Origin of the sequence: Arcicella rosea (assembly GCF_040543805.1) — a bacterium.
Taxonomy (GTDB): domain Bacteria; phylum Bacteroidota; class Bacteroidia; order Cytophagales; family Spirosomataceae; genus Arcicella; species Arcicella rosea.
Map to the genome: position 1 here is coordinate 1 of NZ_JBEUMS010000017.1, position 24,747 is coordinate 24,747.

At 34.9% G+C, this 24,747-nt stretch carries 17 protein-coding genes; 9 read left to right on the forward strand and 8 right to left on the reverse strand.

Annotation, left to right across the window (positions count from 1 at the left end):
* Positions 1–392: 392 nt before the first annotated feature.
* Entirely contained in the window at positions 393–1,871 is a 1,479-nt protein-coding gene (locus ABID42_RS19555; RefSeq protein WP_367285094.1) for a replication initiation protein, read from the reverse strand.
* A gap of 1,203 nt (positions 1,872–3,074) precedes the next feature.
* Here ABID42_RS19555 and ABID42_RS19560 point away from each other — a divergent pair.
* The gene (locus ABID42_RS19560; protein WP_184134037.1) at positions 3,075–4,022 is read left to right on the forward strand and encodes a ParA family protein; all 948 of its coding nucleotides are present in this window, start codon (positions 3,075–3,077) and stop codon (positions 4,020–4,022) included.
* 20 nt (positions 4,023–4,042) lie between these two features.
* Positions 4,043–4,963: a ParB N-terminal domain-containing protein gene (locus ABID42_RS19565; RefSeq protein ID WP_367285095.1), complete on the forward strand. Its 921-nt coding sequence runs from the start codon at positions 4,043–4,045 to the stop codon at positions 4,961–4,963.
* 107 nt (positions 4,964–5,070) lie between these two features.
* Here ABID42_RS19565 and ABID42_RS19570 read toward each other — a convergent pair whose 3' ends face one another.
* Complete coding sequence (locus ABID42_RS19570; protein ID WP_367285096.1) at positions 5,071–6,336, reverse strand: alkaline phosphatase family protein; 1,266 nt, start codon at positions 6,334–6,336, stop codon at positions 5,071–5,073.
* A 265-nt stretch (positions 6,337–6,601) separates the two neighbouring features.
* Here ABID42_RS19570 and ABID42_RS19575 point away from each other — a divergent pair, with 265 nt between their 5' ends.
* From ABID42_RS19575 to ABID42_RS19590, 4 genes are all read left to right on the forward strand, one after another.
* A complete protein-coding gene (locus ABID42_RS19575; RefSeq protein WP_367285097.1) occupies positions 6,602–8,248 on the forward strand; it encodes a tetratricopeptide repeat protein in 1,647 nt (548 codons plus the stop codon).
* 281 nt (positions 8,249–8,529) lie between these two features.
* Positions 8,530–11,286, forward strand: coding sequence for a TonB-dependent receptor (locus tag ABID42_RS19580; RefSeq protein WP_367285098.1), 2,757 nt, complete (start codon positions 8,530–8,532; stop codon positions 11,284–11,286).
* Between the two features lie 22 nt (positions 11,287–11,308).
* Positions 11,309–12,559: a right-handed parallel beta-helix repeat-containing protein gene (locus tag ABID42_RS19585; RefSeq protein ID WP_367285099.1), complete on the forward strand. Its 1,251-nt coding sequence runs from the start codon at positions 11,309–11,311 to the stop codon at positions 12,557–12,559.
* Between the two features lie 112 nt (positions 12,560–12,671).
* On the forward strand, positions 12,672–13,745 hold the full coding sequence (locus ABID42_RS19590; RefSeq protein ID WP_367285100.1) for a phytase: 1,074 nt from the start codon (positions 12,672–12,674) through the stop codon (positions 13,743–13,745).
* A gap of 82 nt (positions 13,746–13,827) precedes the next feature.
* Here ABID42_RS19590 and ABID42_RS19595 read toward each other — a convergent pair whose 3' ends face one another.
* The 6 genes from ABID42_RS19595 to ABID42_RS19620 form a co-directional block, all read right to left on the reverse strand.
* The gene (locus ABID42_RS19595; RefSeq protein ID WP_184134045.1) at positions 13,828–14,160 is read right to left on the reverse strand and encodes a DUF6686 family protein; all 333 of its coding nucleotides are present in this window, start codon (positions 14,158–14,160) and stop codon (positions 13,828–13,830) included.
* A gap of 145 nt (positions 14,161–14,305) precedes the next feature.
* Positions 14,306–14,923, reverse strand: a complete 618-nt coding sequence (locus ABID42_RS19600) for an HmuY family protein (protein ID WP_367285101.1) — start codon at positions 14,921–14,923, stop codon at positions 14,306–14,308.
* A gap of 67 nt (positions 14,924–14,990) precedes the next feature.
* Positions 14,991–15,203 carry a hypothetical protein gene (locus ABID42_RS19605; protein ID WP_184134048.1) on the reverse strand — a complete coding sequence of 71 codons (213 nt, stop codon included), beginning with the start codon at positions 15,201–15,203 and terminating at the stop codon, positions 14,991–14,993.
* A gap of 10 nt (positions 15,204–15,213) precedes the next feature.
* Positions 15,214–15,615, reverse strand: a complete 402-nt coding sequence (locus ABID42_RS19610; protein ID WP_323689493.1) for a SpoIIAA family protein — start codon at positions 15,613–15,615, stop codon at positions 15,214–15,216.
* Positions 15,616–15,619: 4 nt separating this feature from the next.
* Entirely contained in the window at positions 15,620–15,973 is a 354-nt protein-coding gene (locus tag ABID42_RS19615; protein WP_323689492.1) for a hypothetical protein, read from the reverse strand.
* Between the two features lie 178 nt (positions 15,974–16,151).
* The gene (locus ABID42_RS19620; RefSeq protein WP_367285102.1) at positions 16,152–18,209 is read right to left on the reverse strand and encodes a TonB-dependent receptor plug domain-containing protein; all 2,058 of its coding nucleotides are present in this window, start codon (positions 18,207–18,209) and stop codon (positions 16,152–16,154) included.
* 425 nt (positions 18,210–18,634) lie between these two features.
* On the opposite strand from ABID42_RS19620, the gene ABID42_RS19625 reads away from it, so the two are divergent.
* From ABID42_RS19625 to ABID42_RS19635, 3 genes are all read left to right on the forward strand, one after another.
* Positions 18,635–21,001 carry a TonB-dependent siderophore receptor gene (locus ABID42_RS19625; protein ID WP_367285103.1) on the forward strand — a complete coding sequence of 789 codons (2,367 nt, stop codon included), beginning with the start codon at positions 18,635–18,637 and terminating at the stop codon, positions 20,999–21,001.
* 20 nt (positions 21,002–21,021) lie between these two features.
* Complete coding sequence (locus tag ABID42_RS19630) at positions 21,022–22,176, forward strand: PepSY-associated TM helix domain-containing protein (protein ID WP_367285104.1); 1,155 nt, start codon at positions 21,022–21,024, stop codon at positions 22,174–22,176.
* Between the two features lie 147 nt (positions 22,177–22,323).
* On the forward strand, positions 22,324–24,741 hold the full coding sequence (locus ABID42_RS19635; RefSeq protein ID WP_367285105.1) for a TonB-dependent siderophore receptor: 2,418 nt from the start codon (positions 22,324–22,326) through the stop codon (positions 24,739–24,741).
* Positions 24,742–24,747: the final 6 nt, after the last annotated feature.

Sequence of the window (24,747 nt, forward strand, 5' to 3'; positions counted from 1 at the left end):
TCCGATTCCTAAATTTTGTTAGTAATTATCTTCCTAATTACTCCCTTCCCCCTTATTCCCTCAGCCCGTTGGCGTCGTTTGGGAGTGCAAAGATGCAAGCTTTATTTGTAAATACAATGGCTCTGCATTAAAAAAATTAACTTTTTTTTAAAGTTTTTTGTAAATATACTGTAGTTCAATAAGTTAAAATGAAAAATATTTTCAATAAAAAACGATTAAAAAGTAATGACGAAAACTACTCAATTTTTCACAATTGAAATAATTATAAAAATACAAAAAATAAACATATTGGGTTTTTGAAAGAATTAAATCAACTCTACATAAAACTAAAATATCCAAGCTACTTTTTGAAAGTAACTTGGATATTTACGACTATGCTGATGAATAACAGCCTAATAATTTAGTAATTGTATCATATCATCAGATATTTCTACCTCTCTTCCTTCTTTACTCATCCAATATTGGAATTTTTCAAGGCGGTTATATGGATTATATAAATCTCTTAAGGAGAAAATCATGCCCATGTGCTGTTTGGCAATTTGAGTGGGTTGCTTGTCCGCACTAAAATACCATTCACTATTTCGGCCTGCTTCTTGCATTTCATTTATTAAGGTAAGCTTATCGCTATCGTTCAAAGCATCATATCTTCTTTCAAAGTAATTTAGTTCTGCTTCTTTAAATAGAATTACAAGTCTTTTAAACTCTTCTTGTTTATTTGCTTTTTCTGCTTCCTGTTTAATCTTCTGTTTTTTCTCTTCTACTTTCTTCTTTTTCTGTTTGGTGTAGCCTTGATGTTGCTCGAACAAATTTTTCGTACTAAAGTATGCCATACTTCGTACTACTACTTTTTTATCTATTAAAGCATTGAAACAATCTTCTACTACTTCTCTCCCATTTTTTTCAACATACGCATCTATTTCTATTTCTATGGTATTTACTTCTGGTTTCTCTACTAAATTGATTTTCTTGAAGAGTGTATATAAGTATGTATTATTATCGGGCTGTTCTTCTTGTTTCAAAGGTTCTGTCATTTCTGAGAAACTTTTGAATTCAATCATTCTGAAAGCATCGTCGTCGCCTGTTGATGAGGCTTTCTTTTTTAACTTAATGAAAAACAATAATCCTGTGATTTTTGGGCGTAATTTATCAAGGTTCGTTCCTTTCTTTTGATAAGTAATAAAGATGTCTGTTTTGTCGTTGATTTCCTCAATGGCTGGAATGAGTACTCTTTTCTCAAGATTAGAGAATTTCAGGTATCCGCTGGTATTATATTCAAATTGAATTTTGAAGCGTTCAATATCTATTTCATAAAAGCCTTTGTTTAACCAAGACTTGAAAAATGGATACAATTTAATTGATTGGCTATTCTGTAATCTAAAGAAATTCTCTTTCAAGAAACTGAAATTTTCTCTTTCATTTACTTCTAAAATTTTTTGAGCTAAATCTCGCACAATGAAAAGCTGTATTTTCCCAGAACCTTCGTCATGAATCATTTGGGAAATAATCGTTGTACTTACTTCTAGTTTTCCTTCACGCCACTTTAATAAAGTAGTTTGAAGCATTTCAGCACTTTCTATCAAATAATTATAGCCCTTTTTGTGCGTTACTCCTATTCTTTCTAAAAAGTCTTTAATATGAATGGTAAAACAAACACTTTCATTTTGTTCCATTCCAAACAAATGTGAGGGCTTTAGACGAGAAGCTATTTCAATGAATAGTTTTCTGGTATAAATATCATCTACCGAAACCGATTCATTCTTAGAAATTCTTCTAATGAATTTTGGATTGGCTAATGGATTATTGAAAATCAGATAATCTGGATTATTCTGAAATAATTCAATACTCAAGCTTGGTTCTAATTCATTTTTCATCTGCATATTGGTTACCTATACAAAACTAATTTCTTTTGGCAACTTTACAAAAAAATGTTTCCAAAGTAAGCTGTTTTTTTACAGAATCATTCGATTGTTATTTTAACACCTAAAAACAAAGATTATCATCTGATAATTGCCTTTAACTAATCGTTCACCTACATTTTGTTGCCTAATAAAATATGATTTAATCAGGATGAAAAGCCTATATTTCATAAGAATACCTACAATTTGTTGCATAATTAAGATATTGAATGGGAAATATATCTTTTTAAACCATGAAATTGGTTGAAATACCTAAGAATTAATGTTAGATTATCATAAAGGAAGTATATAGACTAGCGTATATCTGTTTTACCTACAATTTGTTGCTTAATTAGTCGAAAAAGAAGTAGAAGATGTGGTAGAAATAGTAAACAAGACATATTTCTTATTTTTACCTACAATTTGTTGCTTAATTCAAGAAAAAAGAAGCCTATAAAGCCTCCAAAAACTACCTACAATTTGTTGCCTAATTAATAGAAAAGATGTATCATTTTACTTTAAGCTTTATAAACAAAATGGATAAAGAAAGAGGAAGGAAAAACACATTTTTGAAAGTAATTTTAAAAACTAAAAAAAGAGCTTTTACCTACAATTTGTTGCCTAATACTTCAAAGCGAGAAGATTATCGACATTTCCAAGTTTTTTTCTAGTAATTTGTACTCACACCTACATTTTGTTGCCTAATGATTTTATAAATATCTATAAATCATCAACTTAAAGAATATTGATTTTATTCATAATTATTAACCACCTACATTTTGTTGCTTAATACCTACAATTTGTTGCCTACCACCTACATTTTGTTGCTTAATTACCTACAATTTGTTGCCTATCACCTACAAATTGTTGCTTAATCACCTACAATTTGTTGCCAAACCACCTACAATTTGTTGCCAAAATATGATATAATATATTGTTTTTCAATTAGTTACAGAGGTGCTAAAAAATATATTAAAAAACTCTTTTAAAAATATATTAAAAAAGCCTCTCTCAAAAAAGAAAAAGATTTGAGAGAGCGATTCTTTTTTCTTTGTCTTTTTTAAAAGAACTTATAACGTAATTCATGTATGAAATTTTATGCTTTTTTGATTACATCGCATAATATATCATGCAAAAACAGTACATTTGATAATATTTTCATTTCAAATCATTATATAAATGTTGACTCAAGAATTATTATTGAGGTTTCTCAGAAGAAGAAATGCAATTTCAGTGGCGACATTGGAAAGAGAAGCTGGACTTGCGAAGGATACTTTAGCCAAAGCATTGAAAGGAGAACGTAACTTAAGTGAAAAACATTTAGAGTTACTTTTGCCTGTGGTGACTTCTTATGGGTTTTCAATTGATTTGTATGAAAAGGCTAGAGTTGTTTCGGTAATCAATCACAAAGGTGGAGTTGGCAAAACTACCACAACGGGATATTTGGGTGAAGCAATTGCTAAAAAAGGCTTTAAAGTATTGATTATTGATTTAGACCCTCAGGGAAATTTAAGTCAAATTTTTGATGTACAGATTCGTGATGAGCAACAAGTATATACAAGTTTGGTAAAATTAGCCGATTTACCAATCTATAATATTGGCGAAAACTTAGACATTGCGCCTTCTGATATTGAATTAGCAAAAGCTGAAACAGAATTGGTGAATAAAGTAGGAGGAGAGCAGCGTTTGAAAATACTGATTGCAAGATTGAGTCAGAATTATGATTTCATCTTGATTGACTGCCCACCGTCATTGAATATTCTTACGATGAGTGCGATGCAGGCTTCGAATAGTTGTTTAATTACTCTTTTGCCTGAAATGTCGGCTTTAAAAGGCTTAAATACTTTATTAGAACGTATTTCGGAAGCTCGTCAGATATTTAATCCCGCTTTACAAGTGGATGGTATTGTGTTTACGATGGTTAGAAAAAATACCGTTCACGATGGAATTAAGGAGACTGTGAGAAGTATTTTCCCGCATACCAAAGTATTTGATAAAGAAATTAAACATTTAATTGCTTTTCAGAAAGCGCAAATTGAGCAAATTCCCATCAGAACGTTTGACAAAGATTCAGAAGCGGCAAAATGCTACGAAGAATTTTGTGACGAATACTTATCATTATTTTAAACCAATTAACATTTTAGAAAATGGCAAAGAACATCAAAATGTCGATTGCAGAGAAAGCAAGAGTAGCTATCACAAATAGTAGTTTTTCGCCTTTGGAGTCGATTAAACAGAATATTACTGTTCTTGAAGAATTAAAAAGCTTTATTCCGCCACTGTTGGACTCAGAGTTGGCACAATTGAAAGCAAATTTATTGGCAAATGGCTGTAAAGACCCTTTGTTACTTTGGGAAACCACCAAAGATGTTATTGGCTTAGGAAGCGAATTCGAACCAGCTTATGTGTTAATTGACGGGCATAATCGCTACGGAATTTGCAAGGAATTTGGAATTACTTTCAATGTTCAATTATTGTCGTTTAATTCTTTTAAAGAAGTAAAAGAACACATGATTGATTTGCAATTGGGACGAAGAAACCTGAATGCACAACAGGCATCATATTTACGTGGATTGCGATACAATACTGAGAAAAACGATGTTATTGGTAATTTACAAGGCAAAAAAGAAGAAATAGACTCAGATGGTCAAAATGTCCATTTGGAAAAAGAGCCTAAAATCACTACTGCGGAAAGATTAGCGAAAGAATATAACGTTGGAGAAAAAACGATTAGGAGAGATGCTGCTTTTGCAGAAGGATTAGAAAAACTAACGCCAACACTTCGTAATGAAGTACTTTCTGGCAAGAAGAAAGTTGACAAAAATAAGATTCAATTATTGGCAAAATCGAATGAAGAAAACCAGTCGATTAATGATATTGAAAAAGTAGATGAAATTTTACAACAAGTATCAAAAGAGAAAAGTACGGAGAGTGGTCAAATCGACATTGCTCAAGAAAAGTATAACAAAGTATTAAGTACGATTAACGAAGCTTATCAAACCAGAAGTATCCAAGCTTTTGAAGCCGTTGAAATCGCTTTACAAGAATTCAAATTGATATTAAACTAAGAATTTGTCAGATGGTCAAAATGTCCATTAGGAAAAAATGACCAGATAGAAATTGAAAATATTAAAAAAGCTCAGATGGACATTTTGACCATCTGAGCTTTTTCGTTTTACTTCTTTAAAATTCCGTCTAAAACTTTCAGTTTTCCGTCGATTTTGTGTTCGTATTTTAAGCCAAGAATTTTGCTAATCATTGGATAAATATTCACGTTTTCAAAGCCATCAATTTTTGTTTGCGTTTTGAAGGCTGGTCCCCAAGCAAAAAACGTTGCGTGCATATCTTCCAGAGTTGGGTCGAAACCGTGTTTGCCCGGAGTAGTTGATTTGCCTGTAATACCAAATACTTTTGGTAAATGAGGTACAAGTAAAATATCGCCGATGCGATTATACTTGTCGTCCTTTTTTCCGTAATGCCAACGGCTTGGAATATTTTTTTTCAAATACACATCAAAATCTTTCGCTTCCTTTTTCAAGGCTTTGTAAGTTGGTAAAATATCTTTTTTATCTTTTGCATAAAGCTGGAGTAAAGCATCGCCACGAGGAATGATAAATTTAGCGGGGTCAATCGCAGCAGGCAGTAGCATTGGATGTTCGTTTTCAACTTTTGTCATTCCGTGGTCAGAAACAAAAACGAAGTTTACGGGTAAATGAAGAGAATCTACCGTAGCAACGAGTTTACCAATACTTTTATCGACAAAATGTACGGATTCTTCCGTTTCTTTTGAATCTGGTCCATAAGTATGCGCTTCGTGATCTACTTCTGGAAAATAGAAAGTAATAATATGCGGGCGTTTATCTTCTGGCAATTGTAACCAATTTTTTACAGTCTGAATACGAGTATCAATATCAATTTTCTCGTTGTAATTGTAATAATAAGTAGGTAAAGTACCTTTAATATTACTTTCAGAAGCAACCCAATAAAAGCTGGCGCTGAGCATTTGCTGTTTTTCTGCCAAAACCCAAAGAGGTGTTCCGCCATACCAAGAGCCATCGGCAACTGCTTTTTTATTACTCATCCCATAATTTTCTTGACGTTGAGCATCATAAAATGAATTATCAACCAAACCATGATGCGATGGATACATTCCTGTAACGATACTATAATGGTTTGGGAAAGTAAGCGAAGGAAAAGACGGAAACATGAACGAAGCCGTTACGCCATCATTACTTAATTTACGAAGATTTTTTGCTTGATATTTATCTGTAAAGTCTGCTCTGAAACCATCTGCCGAAATTAAAATAACATAAGGTTTTTGTTGCTGTTCTTGGCTATTTGTACGGTTAGGAATGATTTGTTGGGTTAAATCCTGAGAAAAGCCATTGTACAAGCACAAATATGAAAGAACGAAGAAGAATAGTTTTATTGATTTTTTCATTTGAAATACTATCAAAAATTGATAGGCTTTAAAATTTGTTGAAGTGAATTGATGAAATCTCTAAAAGCAATTTAACCCATTCTTTTTCAAAATCAAAAACTTGTTTTAATCTATTCTTTTCCTTCATCAAATCGGCACAAAAGTCAAATTTAAAATGGCTAAGTACATCATCGTTACATTAAATATTTGTTAAACTTCTGTGTGGCGTACAAATTATGAGAAGTATCAAGTGGAAATTTGAAAGAATCTTTATTCGATACTCCTTATGAATTACTTCAAACATTACTCCTTGTTTCGTTTCCTGAAAAGCTTTTTGCTAATCATTCTTTTTCTTCCCAACCTTTTTTCGCAGTCGCTTAAACAAGAAGAGAATGAAAATACTGGATTATTCTCTCATAATCCAGACGCTACTTTTCGGCTTTTGAAAGAAAAATATAATAAAGCCAACGAACAAAAAGATGTTGTGCAAGCTGGCATTTACTTACAGCAAATGGGACAAATTTGCTATCATTTTGGGCATTATCCGCAGGCTTTGGATTTCCATTTACAAGCAAGTAAAATATTTAAGGCGAATCAAAAGAAGGATTTATTGGCAGAAAATTTGAACGATTTGGGCGTTTTGTATTATTACAATCGCCAGCGAAATCTTGCTCGTCAACATTACGACGAAGCTTTTGCTATTTATAAAAGTACTCATAACGATTTGGGAATGGCAAACACTTTAGGCAAGATTGGTCAATTATACGAAAAACAACAGAAGTATGACAGTGCTTTTACATATCAGCGACAAGCGATGAGTCACTATCAAAAAATCAATAATCGACAGGGAATGTCTAAGATTTATGAAAACATTGGAAGTATTTATGAAGATTTAGCTCGTTACGATTCCGCTTACTTTTATTATCAACAATCTTTTACAATCAATCAAAAAACAAAGAATCAAATTGCTCAAATTGAGGTTTTGAATAATTTAGGCGATGTTTTGAGAAAAACAGGAAAGCTAAAAGAAGGTTTGATTTATTCAAAAAAAGCTTTGGATTTAGCCCTAGATTCTAAAGAAAACTATCAATTATCGGGAGCTTATCGAGACATTGCGAAAGCCTATAATTTGATGGGAATCAACGACAGTGCTTTTCATTATTTAGAATTAAGCCGAAAAACAGCTTTGGATATTTATGATGAAAACAGCAATAAGCAATTGGCTTTGTTGCAAGTAATGTATGATATTACCAAAAAGAATAATGAAATAGAACAACTGAATAATGCCAGAAAGACGAATCAAATCATTGGTTTAGCGATTGGAATCGTCACGATTTTATTGGCAGCTTTGGCAACTGTTATCATCAGTCGCCAGCGGTTGAAAATCAAGAGTGAACGATTTTTGAATGAAGAAAGAAACCATGTTTATGAAACGCAAAAAGCCTTGATGGAAGTAGATTTACGCAACAAAGTACTGGAAGAAGAAAACCTAAAAAACCTTTTGGAAATCAAATCAAAAGAATTGAGTTCGCACACGCTGCACGTTATTCAGAAAAATCAATTGCTTGAAAAACTCTATCACCGATTAGAAGAAATGATTAAAGACGATCGTCGAGATCCCAAACGTCAGCTTCGACAAATCATGCAGGAAATCAATCAAAGTTTTAATCATGACCAGTATTGGGAAGAATTCAGAGGAATTTTTGAACAAGTACATCAAAGCTTTTTTGATAAACTAAAGGCTAGTTCAGAGAATCTTACTGCGAACGATTTACGATTGATTGCACTGCTAAAAATGAATCTAAATTCTGCGGATATTTCTTCGTTGTTGGGCATCTCACAAGATAGTTTACGAGTAGTTCGATACCGATTGAGAAAGAAATTAAACCTTGCTCAAGGCGATAGTCTTTCGGCATTTATTCAAGCTTTATAAGTACTTAACGATTCGGAAATGTAACGGTAACAATTTGATAATGTATCGAATATAAATTTTTATACTACTGATAATCAGTTAATTATATTATTTTTGTTTCCCTTGTTGCCTTCTTGTTTATGTGCTTTGTAACGCTGTTGCCTTTTTGTAACGCTCGGAATTTGTTTCTATTCTGATTGTATTTGCACCTTTGCTTCATCAAAAAAAGAGTGCAAATAATTTTTTATTTCTCTGACATTAAAAAACGTCAGTAAGCGAAATAAAAACAATACAAAGAAAACATGAACAGAATTTACAGCCTGATTAGTTTTTTTATCCTTACTTCCTTCGCAGCTTTTTCAGGAACATTAAGCGGGAAAGTAATCGACAAAGAAACGGGTGAACCATTGATTGGAGCGAATATCAGATTGGATAAAAAAGGCTTTTATGATGCTACTGGTTTAGATGGTTCTTTCAGTATCAAGCATCTTCCAGCAGGGAAATATCAAGTAAAAATTAGTTATGTAGCTTATCAAACGATTACTAGGGAAATAAGTATTGGCAAAGAAGATGTTTTTCTAAGCTTGAATTTAGAACCAGATGTTAAACAATCTTTGAATGAAGTTGTCGTAAGAGCCAGTACCGATAAATCAACCGAAAATTCAGCTCGTTTTTCAGAACGAAAAGCCAATCAGTTGATGAATATTGTTTCGGGAAGAGCGATTGAGATTTCACCAGATTTAACCGTTGCTAATTTAATACAAAGAGTATCGGGCGTTTCTATTGAACGAAACAGCAATGGCGATGGACAATATGCCATTTTGCGAGGCATGGACAAACGTTACAATTATACTTTGGTGAATGGTATCAAAATTCCAAGTCCAGACAACAAGTATCGTTATGTTCCTTTAGATATTTTTCCTTCAGAATTATTAGGGCGATTAGAAGTATTCAAAACATTAACGCCTGATTTAGAAGGCGATGCCGTTGGCGGTGTGGTAAATATGGTGATGAAGGACGCACCGAATCAGTTGGAAATCAAAGGAAATTTGGCTGGCGGTTACAACGAATTATTTATGAATCGTGGCTTTACAAGTTTTGATGCCAGTCAGATTCAGCAATTATCGCCTTATGAATTGAACGGAAGTACATACTCTGCCACGGCAAAAGATTTCCCGAAAGGAACACTAACACTTCAAACAAAAAAGCCTATTCCAAATATTGTGGGCGGTTTATCTATTGGAAACCGTTTTCTACAAAATCGTTTGGGTGTAATTTTAGCAGGAAGTTTTCAGAATACTTATCGTGGAAGTAATAGCAAATTCTATTCTTCAACGGTTTATGACACCGAAAAAACATCAAGAATTACCAGTTTATCAGAGCGCCAATATTCTGAGCGTCAGGAGCGTTTGGGATTGCACGCTAAAATTGATTTTCGTTTGAACGAAAACAATAAAATTCAATGGTACAACGCCTATATGAATTTGCTGAATGAACAATTAAGAGACACCAAAACAACAGAATACTCTTCGGGAGGCTACGACCCAGAAAAAGGAAATGCTGGCTTGACTTTCGGGATTCGTTCAAGAGTAACACAACAACAAATTTTCAACAGTACTTTGCAAGGAACGCATCAATTAAACGAAAAATTGAAATTCAATTGGTCGGCGGTGTATTCTACGGCTTCAAATCAAATGCCAGACAATACAAGTTTTAGTGTATTGGGCAAAAGAGAAAATTTTGTAGAAACGAAAATTTATCCGCAACAAAGTAGCCGACGTTGGGAACATAACGACGACCGAGATTTCGCCACTTATCTGAATCTTACTTATTTAAGTTTGTGGAAAGGTAATCCATTGGAAATCAGTGCGGGTGGATTATATCGTGATAAACAAAGAAGTAATTTTTACAACAATTATGTTTTGCAACCAACGAACCCTTTTGCAGTTTACGGAAAAGATTTTAACAGTTATGATGAAGTAAATTTTACCGTTCAAAATCCAAGAGGAACGGTGGCTTCGGCTTTGAATTATGATGCTACTGAAAAAATTGCTGCAGGTTATTTAATGGCAAAATTGAATACGAAAGCTACGCAAATTATCGGTGGACTTCGGGTAGAAAATACAGACCAAGGTTATCAAATGCTGTTTCCTTTGGGAGAACTTCGTCCTTCCGGCAATCAGGTTTATACAGATTTTTTACCAAGTTTGAATATCAAACATAGCTTGAACAATTCTCAAAATTTGCGTACTTCTTATTTCCGTTCTATCAATCGCCCAGGCTTTTTTGAGATTGTACCGGGAAAAGTAGTGAACGAAGAATTTCAAGAAAGAGGAAATCCAGATTTACAACGTGCCGTAGCGGATAATGTTGATTTGCGATACGAGTATTTCCCAAATCTTTCAGACCAAGTAATGGCTGGGATTTTTTATAAAGCAATCAAAAATCCGATTGAATACACTTTACAAGTAGATGAAACACGTGGGCAAGACGTATTTTATACACCCGGAAATTTCGGAAATGCCAATAATTATGGATTTGAACTGGATGCTATCAAGTACTTTAGAAACTTCGGAATCAAAGCGAATTATACTTATACCCATTCTTCAATTACTACCAAAAAGAATATCAGAGTGCGTGATAGTGCAGGAAATTTGAGTTCAATAGCTGTCAATCAAACTCGTCCTTTGTACGGACAGTCAGAACATATCGGTAATTTTTCTTTACTCTATAAAAATAATAAAACAGGTTGGGATGCCCAGTTAGCGGCTTCGTACACTGGCGAGCGTATCAATACCGTTTCGCAGTTTTTAGACAATGATTTGTGGCAAGAAGCTTTTATTCAGATGGATTTTTCGGTAGAAAAAAAGCTGAATGACCGCTGGGTGATTTTCGCCAAAGCCAACAATTTATTGAATACTCCGATGCGAGTTTTCATCAAAAATACCAATCCTGTAAACAACAATATTCCAGACCAAGCCAACAGTAATGGCAAAACCTTGATTCGAGAAGATTATTACCAAAGAAGTTATTTAATCGGCATAAAATTCAAATACTAAAACAAAAAATTAAATCCTTATCATGAAAAATTCAAAAATGTTTGTGGGCATCTTTTTATTGATGACCTTGTTTGCTGCGTGTAGCAAAGACGATAATACGACAACGCCAGTCGTAGAACAATCGGTAACAGGTGAAGTATCAGGTACTTGGACAAAAGGTTCTATCATTCAAGTAAAAACAGACATCATTATTCCAGCAGGAAAAAGCTTGACGATTGAAGAAGGCGTAACCGTAGTAATGGATACAACGACTAAGCCAGAAATCATCGTAAACGGTAATTTGTATGTATTGGGAAGTACAGCAAATCCAGTGAAATTGACAGTTCCAGAAAGTGCAAGAATTACAAAAAACAAATTTGGTAAATTATGGGGCGGCATTTTAGCTTCAAAAACTTGTTCTGAATTAGTAATCAGTAATGCAATTTTAGAATATGGCGGAGCAGTAACGACAGAATCTTCAACTTCTGTAAAGCAAGGTTTATACAAAGCCGTTAGCGGTGAATTCGACCCAGCAATCTGGTTTTCTAACACAGCGGGGAAATTGGTGATGCAAAACTCAACAGTTCGTTTCTGGCATGATGACTGCACTTATTTAGAAGGCGGAAGTATTATTTTTACCAATAATATTTTTCATACAACGGGTGAAAGTGGTGGCGAAGGCATCAATATTAAATCGGGTTGTGTGGCTGACGTTGCTTATAATTTGATTTACAGCACCAATACAAATGCCTTGAAATTATCAAATTCTGGCGACCGTACTCCGCAAGCTTATGTGGTGGCTTACAATAATACGATTGTAAATACAGGTTGGAGAAGACCAACGATTAAAGGTGGTTCTATTTGGGTAGAAGCAAGTGTGCGTGCAGAATTGTACAATAATTTGATGGCAAACTGTCGTTTTGGTATTAAAAGAGATGTGAAGAAGCCAGAAGATAGTCGTTCTAAAGCAAGTAATTCTTTGTATTATTCGTATTCTCAAGAAGGAGCAACTCAATTCCAACCAAGTACTGAAATCATAACTGGAACAAACGATATTATCAGTAATAAAGCTGGCGATAATGACCCTAAATTTGTGAATTATCCAGTAAGTACGAGTCAATCAAATGCTGATTTCTCAACTACTTGGGATTTCCACTTGGCTACTGGTTCGCCAGCTTTGAACAAAGGAATTACTACTTTTAGCAGAAATTTCAAAGAAGGTCTTTCGATAAATGGACAAACCTACAAATCACCAGAACCAGCGTCTTATATTGGTGCATTTGGGGCTAAATAATTGTGAATGAGTGATTGAGTGAGTTGTGAATTAGTGAATGACCTAAAAAGTAATAAAACCTTAATTCACTAATTCACAACTCACTCAATCACAATTAAAAAAGAGATAAATAATGAACCAACGGTTTTTAAGCATTTTTTTACTTGGTTTTTCGCTTACTGCTTGTAAACAAGTGGCAGTTCAAACAAAAACTAATAACAGCGAACAACATATTATTCAGCCTACTTTTATCACTGAACCTGTAAAACACGATACCGATGACCCCGCAGTTTGGATTAACCCACAAGATGCCAGTAAAAGCCTTATTATTGGCACAGATAAAGACATCGACGGAGCTTTGTATGTGTATGATTTACAAGGAAAAATTCAAGAAGATAAAGTGGTTCGAAACCTGAAAAGACCTGATAATGTGGATATTGAGTATGGCTTAATACTCAATAACAAAGCCACAGACATTGCGGTAACAACAGAACGTTTTACGCATAAGCTTAGAATTTACACTTTGCCCGATATGAAACCCGTTGACAATGGCGGCATTGAAGTTTTTGAAAATGAAACAGGAGCGGAGTTTCGTGATTTGATGGGCATTGCCTTGTACAAAAATAAAACAGGGAAAATTTATGCTATTGTCGGAAGAAAATCTGGTCCAACTGATGGTACTTATCTTTGGCAATATCTTTTAGAAGATGATGGAACAGGACAAGTAAAAGCTACTTTAGTTAGAAAATTTGGAGCGTACAGTGGCAAAAAAGAAATAGAATCCATTGCTGTAGATGATGAATTGGGTTATGTGTATTATTCTGATGAAGGCGTTGGCGTAAGAAAGTATTTTGCTGAACCTTCAAAAGGAAATCAAGAATTAGCCTTGTTTGCTACTACTGGTTTTACAGAAGACCATGAAGGAATTTCTATTTATCAGACTTCAAAAAAAACAGGATATATTTTGGTTTCTGACCAAGGAGCGAACCAGTTTCATATTTTTAGTCGTGAAGGAACAGCTCAAAATCCAAACGAGCATCTATTATTGAAAGTGGTGAAAGTAAAAGCTGTACAAAGTGATGGCTCAGAAGTGGTTTCTGTGCCTTTAAATAGTACTTTCAAAAAAGGATTATTCATCGCCATGAGCGACGACCGTACTTTCCATTTCTACAAATGGGAAGACATGGCAGGAAAAGAACTGAAATAAATGTTGAGTTTGGAGTGTGGAGTGATGAATAACAAATAAGTTTCACTCGTCATGCTACACTCCAAATTCAGCACTTAAAAGTTTAGTTTTTATTGATATTGACAACTCTATGAGCTTCTACCAACAAAGCAATCTCTTCCATCATTTCCAATACTTCGTCAATTTCGCTTTCTTTCCACAAAATATAATAGTTTTTCAAAGGTGTTCGCATCATAAATTCTTTGCCGTGCGAAGTCCAAAAATCAAGAATACCAACCCTGTTTTCTAACATTTCTTGAAAAGCTCCGAACTCAAATTCATTGAGAATGAATAAGGAATTTTTGTATGCAAGATTGTACTTCCTGCAACATGGACAATAGCCAATATAACCGTTTTCATTTTCGGTTAGTGTATTGAAATCGTGTGAATTTTCCATAAAAATAGCTTTTAGCAAGAAGTAATGAATTTTAAATTTCCGATATTCAACATCCGAAATTTAAGAAAAACTACCACCGCAAAGCAGTGGCAGTTTATGCAAGAGAGTGATGTCTTTTACTCTCTCATTGAGCGATTCAATATGATCAGTTAAACTTTGTACTCGTTTCAGGTTGATACACATATCTGAAAGTATAATAACGAGCAGCATCGGTGGCAGCTGGCGTTGTTGGCGCACCTTTGTAATAGCTCAAAATTTCTACTTTTGCGTATTTCCCTTCCGCCGTTTTGATTAAAATTACTTTCCCAGCAGTTGGTGAAATAATGCCATTTGCATAGCTATACCAGCCATTTCCAGAACCTGTCGGGATGGCAAATGCTGTTTTTGAATCTTGCGCAAAAGTTGCTGATGCTGGTACTTCTGTTATTTCATTAAAAATGCCATTTACAACTAACGCAGCGGCTTGTCCGCTACCCGAAGTTCCACCATTTGTGATGATTGTAGTTGCCTTAAAACCAATGTCCCATTTCAAGCTTGCTGAGTCTGTACTTGCTATGATACCATTTTTAAAACTGAAAAAAGTATATTTTCCTGTGCCAGTTGGCTGTCCGTTTGCTCCAACAGAAGTGGTTGGGTCGGCTGGTAAATCTTTTACTGTTTCAGATTTTACAGGTTGTACTACAACGTCATCGTCTTTTTTGCAAGCAGAAAAAAGTGTACTAATTACTAAAGTTGATAAGGTAAATTTTTGAAAAGAATTCATTGTGTGTGAGTTAATTGTATGATAATGAAAGCTTTGAGCCTTTAGCCCAAAGCTGTTTAATTTGAGTTTAAGATATTTTCTCGCATTGATAACCTAAGCCTGCAAGAGCATTAATGATTTTTTCACAAGGGGTAAATTGTTCAGATACAATTTTTAAAATCTTGTTCACATCGTGAAAATCAATGTTGAAATTGCTAATTCCGATTGACTTGAGTGCGTCCCAAATGGCTTGTATGCCAATAGGAGAGGCAATGTTTGTTTTAAACACTAATGTTTCCATCTGATTGATTTTATTGTTTAGGAGTTAAATACAAGTCCATTAACCATCTTTGAGCATCAGAGCGAGTTTCAAAAATATTTACAGGACAGCCATAAGTACGTTTGGCTAAATATTGTACAATATGGTGATAGACGTTTGCCATGAAAAATGATTTTGTAACGATTGCAATACCAAAACACTGTTTTGAAAACTCTCTACGATAATGTTTGAACCAAGTAGTTTCTAGTTTGATGACGCCCCTTTCACGACAAAGATTTCCTTCTGGATAATCGAAGAGTAAACCGAAGTTTTCATTTTTACCAATCAACTTACTCATTTCTGATAAATAGCTTCTGGTATCTTCCTGAGTTGTTTTTCCGCTGATTTTCATCGAAAAAACAGGGCATTTAAAATGCGTTTCAATCTGTACCATTGGCTTAGTTGTTATGAAGTGTATTTCTGAAAATCAAGTCTAAATCAATTCTTTCACAGGCTGTGTGCAGTACAAATAAAAACTCTTTCATTTCGGCATTACTTAAACAAATTCCTGATGAAAATACATCTGTTTGTATTGATGGAATATCTCTTAAATTGCACAATTCTATGACATAAAATTTTTCTGCATGAGGTGCTTCATTTAATTTTTTCAAAAAACGAATCATGGAAAGCCATTCAAAAGTCATCAATGTGTTTTTAAATTGAATTTGTATTTCATTACAACACTTACATTGCCAAGCGCTGGCATTATCTGTTTCGATTAAAATGATATGTTTTTGTTGTGTCTCTTTCATCTTGATAAAGTTTAGTAGAAAGCTTTTTAAAAACAGCCTTGATAAGCCAAGACTGTTTTTGTACCATGTGAACGAAAAGAAAAAATAAAACGAAATCGATTAGAAATGACTATGATAAAATTGTAGTCATTTACTTATTCTTGTGAATTCTAAGTCTTCCCACAATCAGAATTCACTACTATTGTTCTGTAATCTTGTTTTTTTCAAGGTTGATGCCAACACTTAACCAAATGAGTCTTCCAGCTAAATTTGGAATGTTTTTAGTGTTTGTATAACCAAGTGCATTATCAATTCCAGCTTGTACTCTGAATTGTTCTTTGAAGGTTTTACTGGCTGAAATATTCCAAGTAACATAGCCTTTTACAAATTCATTGTCAACATCAGCAATTCCATTTCCATTATAATCTGCAAAACCGTATCTACTTCTATAAATTCCTCTTAATGAGGCAGTTAATCCATTTTTTGTATTTTCGTAGAATACTTTAAAATTAGCTGAATGACGTGAACGATTGAAAAGTCCTTCATAATCAGATGCTTTTACTCTTTCGGTAATCAAAGTTTCAGGGTCTCTTCTAAACAGTTCTCCTTTTTCAATTTTGTCAACTACTTCTTTATCTTTTGCTTCCAAAAACTGATAGCCAGCACTTAGCGTAATGGGCGATTGTTGGTTTGCAATTGTATAACTAGCATCCAATTCAATGCCTTGTGTAAAAGCCTTGGTGAGATTCATGTAGCTAAAAACACTTTGTCCGTTGGTTTTTAGCGCAACGGCTTGGGTTTGAATCAAGTTTGAAATATCATTTCTAAAAGCATTTACTTTGATTTTCAGCCCATTATCCAAATCAACTTTTCCGCCAAAATTATAAGCAAGGGAACTTTCAGCTTTTAATTCTCCGAGTCTATTAACATCAAAAAGTACTTCTGAAATCTGATTTTCGGCTTGTAAACGAGCCAAATTATAAGCGACTTCTTGCGTGCCAAACACACTATAACCAGCCACTGCATTGGTGAAATTGAGGTACAACTGTCGGAAATCTGGTGCTTTGAAACCCACTCCAACAGAGCCGTTGAGCCTTACCTTTTTAGATAAGTCGTAAGCCACCGATACTTTGGGGCTAAACTGAGCTTTGTAAGCGGAGTGAGCGTCAAAACGACCGCCAACTGTTAGGTTTAGAGAATTCACCAGTAAATTTTCGTATTGGAAGAAACCATAATTAGTTTCAAATTTTTTGGTATCGTCGTATCGAGTTGCTTCTACACTTTCCCAAATTTTCCCTACACCAAGCGTTAAAAATTGCTTTTTCCCTAAAGCATAATCCACCTGGATTTCGGGTCTTTGAAAGGTTTGAGAAAAGTACGTAGCATCATATACGTTATTGTCTTTCTGATATAAAAGCTCAGAATTGGTTTTGTAATGCGTATTATAAAATCTGAAAACTGCTTTTAGGTTTTGATTGAAGGCAATTCTCAGGCTTGGATTAATGTTCCAATCTTTTACAGAACCCGTTCCAGCGATTTGGTCACTTCCAACCAATAAGCTACTTTGTTGATTTTCAAGATTATATCTTGTCGAAATATTCAAACTTATGTTTTTAGAAAAATCATAAGTAAACTTTGGTGTAATCGTATAATTCTGAAACGGCGAAACCGTTGCTCCGAAAGTTTCAGGCGTAAAATCATATCCGCCAGAAGCATAACGATTTAAGAAAAGATTAAAACCCGACTTTTTCGTTTTCATGCTTAAATTTCCAGCTAAATCACTCGTCTGATTCGTTCCATATCTTGCAGAAAAAGAGCCTTTTGTGCCATTTGGTCTTTCAGTAATAATATTCACCACGCCAGCCAAAGCTTCAGAACCATACAAACTTGACGATGGACCTTTTACAATTTCAATCTGTTTAATGTTGGCAACAGCCAATCTTGATAATTCTAAAGTACCCGCTGTTCGCCCAACTAAAGGTTCTCCGTCTAAGAGTATTAAAGTATAATCTGGATTAAAACCTTGAATTTGAATGCCTTGTCCGTGATCATTCACGATAAAAAGTCCCGTTTGTTCTGCCAACACTTCACTTAATCGCAATGAACCCATTGCCCGAATCTGTTTCTGCCCAATCAGTGTTACAGGCATGGGTACAGCGTTTAAAGCCCTTTCATTGCGAGTAGCGGTTACAACAACTTCATTCAAATTACTTGTTTTTAAACTATCATTTGCCACATGTTTCTGTTGTCCAAACATGTTTAAAGTATAAAGTATTAATAGTAAGGAAATTAACCCTTTCATAAGATTATTGATAATGAGCATCCTTTTTTCGGTTCTCAGCTTTCTAAATAGTATTTTATTGATTGAATAGGTTTCGATGAAAAATATTGAAATTATCTTTAAATGCCTCAAGGTTCAAATTTCAAGAATAAACAATTACTTCTTTTCTCTTTTCTTCTTGTGTCTTAGAGTCCTAAAGTCTTCAAGTCCACACAATTCGTCTTGTCTCTTGCATCTTGACTCTTTCGTCTCCCAAAGAAGCATGACAAAGGTAAATGATTATTTAGAAAGATTCCAAATAAAAACGGAAATTATTTTGAATTAGTCTAAATAAGTATAATATTTGCAGAGTCAAAACCACATTGGCGAATACAGTTTTTTTAATCCTTATAAAAATTATCATGAAAAAACAGTTATCAAAACAGGTCATAAAGATTGTTTTCAGTAGCGTTATATTTTTAAATAGTGTGATTGCCTTTGCTCAGAATACAGCAACAGTAAAAGGAAAAGTATTTACAAGTGATGGAAAAGCAGCAGAATTTGTAAATGTCGTGTTGAAAGGAACAAACAAAGGCGTTATTGCAGATGTCAATGGAGCTTATGAAATTACAGAGATAAAACCCGGAAAATATACGGTACAAGCAAGTTTTGTAGGTTTAGAAGCACAGAAAGAAAGCATAATACTTGCGGCAGGAGAAAGTAAAGAAATCAATTTTACTTTAACAGAAGATAGTAAACAACTAAGAGAAGTCGTGGTCGTATCAAATCCAAGCAAATATGTAACTGATTATCCTTCTATTTCACTTCGTTTAAAAACACCATTATTGGAACTTCCACAAAATATTCAGGTGGTTACGGCACAAGCATTAAAAGACCAACAGATTTTTGATATGTCCGAAGGCGTTACTCGTAATGTAAGTGGTGCGTCACGTTCAGAACATTGGGAAACTTACGCCCGTATTGTGATGCGTGGTTCAAGAATTGCCGCTTTCAGAAATGGTATGAACGTAACCGAAGTATGGGGACCACTTACTGAAGATATGAGTATGGTAGAACGCATTGAAATCGTAAAAGGTCCAGCAGGATTTATGCTTGCCAGTGGTGAACCAAGTGGTTTTTATAATGTAGTAACCAAAAAACCAACGGGCATTACTAAATCTGAAATAGGCATGACGGTCGGTAGCTTCGGAACGTACCGCAGTACTGCAGATTTTGATGGAAAATTGAGTAAAGACGGTAAAATACTTTATCGTCTGAACGTAATGGGACAAATGAAAGGTACTCATCGTAATTTTGAATACAACAATAGAGTTTCGATAGCTCCTGTAATTAAATACCAAATCAATCCAAAAACTTCATTAACAGCCGAATATACTTATCAAGGCGTTGAGATGTCGGCAATTGGTTCGGCTTATGCTTTCTCTGCAAAAGGAATCAGTGATTTGCCTTATAATTTCACCACTTTGGAACCTAATTTAAAACCAACGACAATCAAAGACCAATCTTTGTTCCTAACGCTTTCGCACAGCATTAATGCCAATTGGAAGTTTACGGGACAATTAGCGTATTTGCATTACGACCAAGTGGGACAAAGCCTTTGGGCATCGGGTTTTAGTGGCGATACTTTAAAAAGAACGACTTCTATTTGGGATATTTTAGGAGAAACGAAAGTCGGGCAATTCTTTTTAAATGGTGATGTAGAAACAGGAAGTATCAAGCACCGTATTTTGGCAGGAATTGACATGGGAAATAAAGACTATTATCACGACTGGGCTCAAGCAGGTGTTATTGGTAATCTGAATGTGTATAATCCTGTTTATGGACAAGTAGCTTCTAAAGACTATCCAAAATTCGACCGCAGTTTAGATATTCGTGAGCGTGGAGTACATTATAACAATAGCTACACGGCATTTTATGCTCAGGATGAAATAAGATTTCTGAATGATAAACTCCGTTTTACTTTAGCAGGACGCTACACAACAACGAATGATACTGACCCTTATTCTGGAACAGTTGGGGTAAGTAAATTTACGCCAAGAGTAGGTTTGAGTTATTCAATTGATAAAAGCACTAGCGTGTATGCTGTTTATGACAAAGCCTTTATCCCACAAGCTGGCGGTACTTATGAAGGAAAGAAGTTTGATCCAATCATCGGTGACAACAAAGAAATTGGCTTAAAAAGAGAATGGTTGAACGGTCGCTGGATGGCATCGGTTGCAGCTTATAAAATCACTAAAAATAATGTACTAACAGAAGACCCAAATCATCTGTATTTCTCTATCCAGTTAGGACAAACACAAACGCAAGGGTTAGAATTTGATGTAAGAGGACAAGTGCTTGAGGGCTTAGAACTTACGATGAATTATGCGATAACGGATGCAAAAGTAACGAAAGACACAGACGGCTCGCAAGTAAGCAGACAAGTACCAGGAACAGACAAAAATATTTTTAATACTTGGTTGAATTATCGTTTTCAATCTGGAAAAGCAAAAGGGTTGGGTTTATCGTTTGGTGTACAACATTTAGCAGGAAGAAGTAACTGGTACGGAGCTTACAACAAAGACGTTGATCCTTCAATGCCAAACTATACTCGTTTTGATGGAGCGGTATCTTATCAGTTCGATAAATTTGGAATAGCCTTGAATGTCAATAACCTTTTCAATGCTTATCTAATAACGGGAGGTTCGTATTACGCTTGGAACAATTATTATTATTCACAAACAGAGGCTTTGCGTAATGCTAGATTGAGTATTAATTATAAGTTTTAAGCCATTTTTAGTAAGATTTTATGCAAAATTTTAAAAAAATCATAGGAAAGATTCACCTTTGGCTTGGGCTTGCTTCTGGTCTTGTGGTGTTTATCGTTTCTATTACAGGTTGTTTATATGCTTTTCAAGAAGAAATTCAAGACTTTACTCAGCCTTTTCGTTTTGTGGAAGCTCAAAATAAAGCATTTTTGGAACCTTCTAAATTAGAAGCAATTGCAAAAAAAGCTTTGCCAGACAAACAGCTTCATGCAGTGATGTATTCTGGAAAAACAAAGTCGGCTCAGGCTATTTTTTTTCATTACGAGCCGTCCTATTATTACATTGCTTACCTCAATCCTTACACAGGCGAAGTGCTAAAAGTAAAAGACATGGACAGCGATTTTTTCAGAATCGTACTCATGGGTCATTATTACTTATGGCTTCCGCCGAACATTGGTCAGCCAACAGTAGCCATTTCGACATTGATTTTTGTCGTGATGCTGATTTCTGGTATCATCTTGTGGTGGCCCAAAAACGAAAGTGCAGCCAAACAACGCTTCTGGTTTCGCTGGAAAAACACTACAAAATGGAAGCGTAAAAACTATGATTTGCACAATGTTTTGGGCTTTTACTCTGCTTGGATTGTGTTAATAATTGCCTTAACGGGTTTAGTTTGGGGCTTTCAATGGTTTGCTAATTCTGTTTATTGGCGTTTAGGTGGAGAGAAATCAACGGTTTTCACCGAAGCTTATTCAGATATAAAACAGAAAACAATAATAACAGCAGAATCACCAGCCATTGATAGGATTTGGCAGAAAATGTTGGTAGAACATCCTAATGCTACAACCATAGAAGTACACATTCCAGAGTCCGATTCAGCATCCATTGCCGTCAACGTGAATACTGAAATCGGAACATACTGGAAAATAGATTACCGATATTTTGACCAATACTCTTTGAAAGAATTATCGGTAAATCATCTTTATGGCAGATTCCATGAAGCAAAATTAGCAGACAAAGTCATCAGAATGAATTATGACATTCATGTTGGGGCAATCTTTGGTTTTGCTGGAAAAGTACTTGCCTTTTTAGTGAGTTTAGTTGCAGCCAGTTTACCCATTTCAGGCGTATTTATCTGGTGGGGCAGAAGAAAAAAGCAAGCCACAGCTACTGTCAGTAGCAAAGTATATAGCTAAAGCTTGGTTTTGTTTTGAATCGTTTATCAAAGTAAAGTTTATTAAAAATCAATTATTACCCCAAATCTGAAATTTTGGGGTAGGGGATTCTCATGTTAAAACCTCAATAAATTCTTAAAAATACTGAGTACAATCAATAATTAACCCATGAAAAATTTATACTTTTTTAGAAAGAGTACAGCTATCGTCATCATTTTATTGATGACTGTCAATGCTGTTTTTGCTCAAAATGCCATTATCAAAGGGAAAATAACTACTGCCGATGGCAAGCCTGCCGAATTTGTAAATGTACAATTGAACGGCACGACGAAAGGAACAATTTCTGACGTAAACGGAGCATATCGTTTGGAGCGTGTAAAAGCAGGAAGTTTTACGATTAAAGTAAGTTTAATCGGATTAGAAACGAAAGAACAACGCATAGAAGTAAAAGCAGGAAAAACACTTGTCGTTGATTTTACTTTAGCCGAAACAGCCAATCAATTGCAAGAAGTAGTGGTATCTGCCAACAATAAATTCGCACAAAAAGAAACGGATTTTGTGGCGAGGATGCCTTTGAAAAATCTTGAAAATCCACAAGCTTATAATGTGGTAAGTAAAGAACTTTTGAAAGAACAATTGGTGACAAGTTTTGACGATGCCATTAAAAATGCGCCGGGAGTTAATCGCCTTTGGACAGCCACAGGAAGAGGTGGAGACGGTGCGGGATATTTTTCGATGCGTGGTTTTTCGGTACAACCAACCATGATCAATGGTGTAGCTGGACAAACCAACGGAGGAATTGACCCTGCTAATATCGAACGAATTGAAAGTATCAAAGGACCATCAGGAACACTTTTTGGCAGTAGTTTGATTTCTTTTGGTGGCTTGTTGAACATCGTTACCAAGAAACCCTACGAAAGTTTTGGCGGAGAAATCAGCTATTCAATAGGTGGTTATGATTTGAGCAGACTTGCCGTAGATGTCAATACACCACTTGATAAAGAACAGCACGCTTTGTTGAGAATCAACGGTTCTACGAATTACCAAGGTAGTTTCCAAGATGCAGGTTTTAGAAAAAGTACTTTTGTGGCACCAAGCCTTACTTATAAAGTGAATGATAAATTGTCGGTAAATATTACGACAGAGTTCATGACGCAAACGGGTACAAATCCATTGATGATTTTCTTGAATAGAGCTCGTCCATTAATCGCAAAAACGCCAGAAGAATTACAGTTTAATTATTTCCGTTCTTATACAAGTAACGATATTACGATTACAAACAATACGCTCAATGTTTTCGGTCAGGCAAATTACAAGATTTCCGATAAATGGACTTCGCAAACAAACATTTCTAAAAGTGTCAGAAATTCAGATGGTTACTATTCTTATATTATGTATCAACAAGCAAGTGATACTTTGATTAACCGCTTGATTAGCGACCAAACTGCCACAGGTACAACGACGAATCTTCAACAAAACTTTATTGGCGATTTCAACATTGGTAAAATTCGTAACCGTTTCTTGGTTGGTGTAGATTACCTACAACTCATTACGCATAACAATAGCTCGGCTTATATTTTATTCGACCAAATAAATACCAGTAAAGAAAACGACCCACGTTATGCGATGTTAACGAAACAAGCTTTAGATGCAAAATTGGCTACCAATACTGCACCAACGAAATCACAAACTGAATCTAAAACCTACAGTGCTTATGTTTCGGATGTGTTTAATCTTACAGAGAAATTAATGGTAATGGCAAGTTTGCGTTTCGACCATTTTGAAAATGTAGGAACAACCAATTTTGCTACAGGCATAACTACTGGTAAGTATAAACAAGATGCTTTTTCACCAAAATTGGGTTTGGTGTACCAATTATTAAAAGACAAAGTAGCCATTTTTGGTAATTACATGAATGGTTTCAGAAATGTAGCGCCTGTTACGCAGCCTTTTGCAGATATTGATGGAACTTTTAAACCACAACAAGCGAACCAGTATGAAGGTGGTGTTAAGCTAGACCTTTTGCATAATCGCTTGAGTTTAACGGCAAGTTATTATGATATTATGGTTGATAACATAACTCGTTCAGACATCCTGATTCGTGATGGAAGACAATATAATGTTACTGTTCAAGATGGTTCTCAACAAAGTAAAGGTGTTGAATTTGATTTAGTTGCGAATCCTATCAATGGTTTAAATGTAATGTTTGGCTATGCTCATAACGACAGTAAGCAAATTAAAGTAGCTGAAAGTTTATTGAACCGTCGCCCTAATAGTGCTGGACCAGCCGATTTGGTGAATTTTTGGGCGAGCTACACTTTCTTAAAAGGACAAGCCAAAGGTTTAGGTTTAGGTTTTGGTGGAAATTATGCTGGCAAAAACGAAATCACCAACAATGCGATAACGGGCGTATTTACTTTGCCAAGTTATACGGTGTTGAATGCAACAGTATTTTATAGTGTACAAAAATTCAGAGTGGGCTTAAAAGTAGATAACCTGACCAACAAAGAGTATTTCAGTGGTTGGTCAACCGTAGAACCACAAATGCCTCGTCGTTTAATGGGTAGCGTTACTTTCAAATTTTAAATCTCA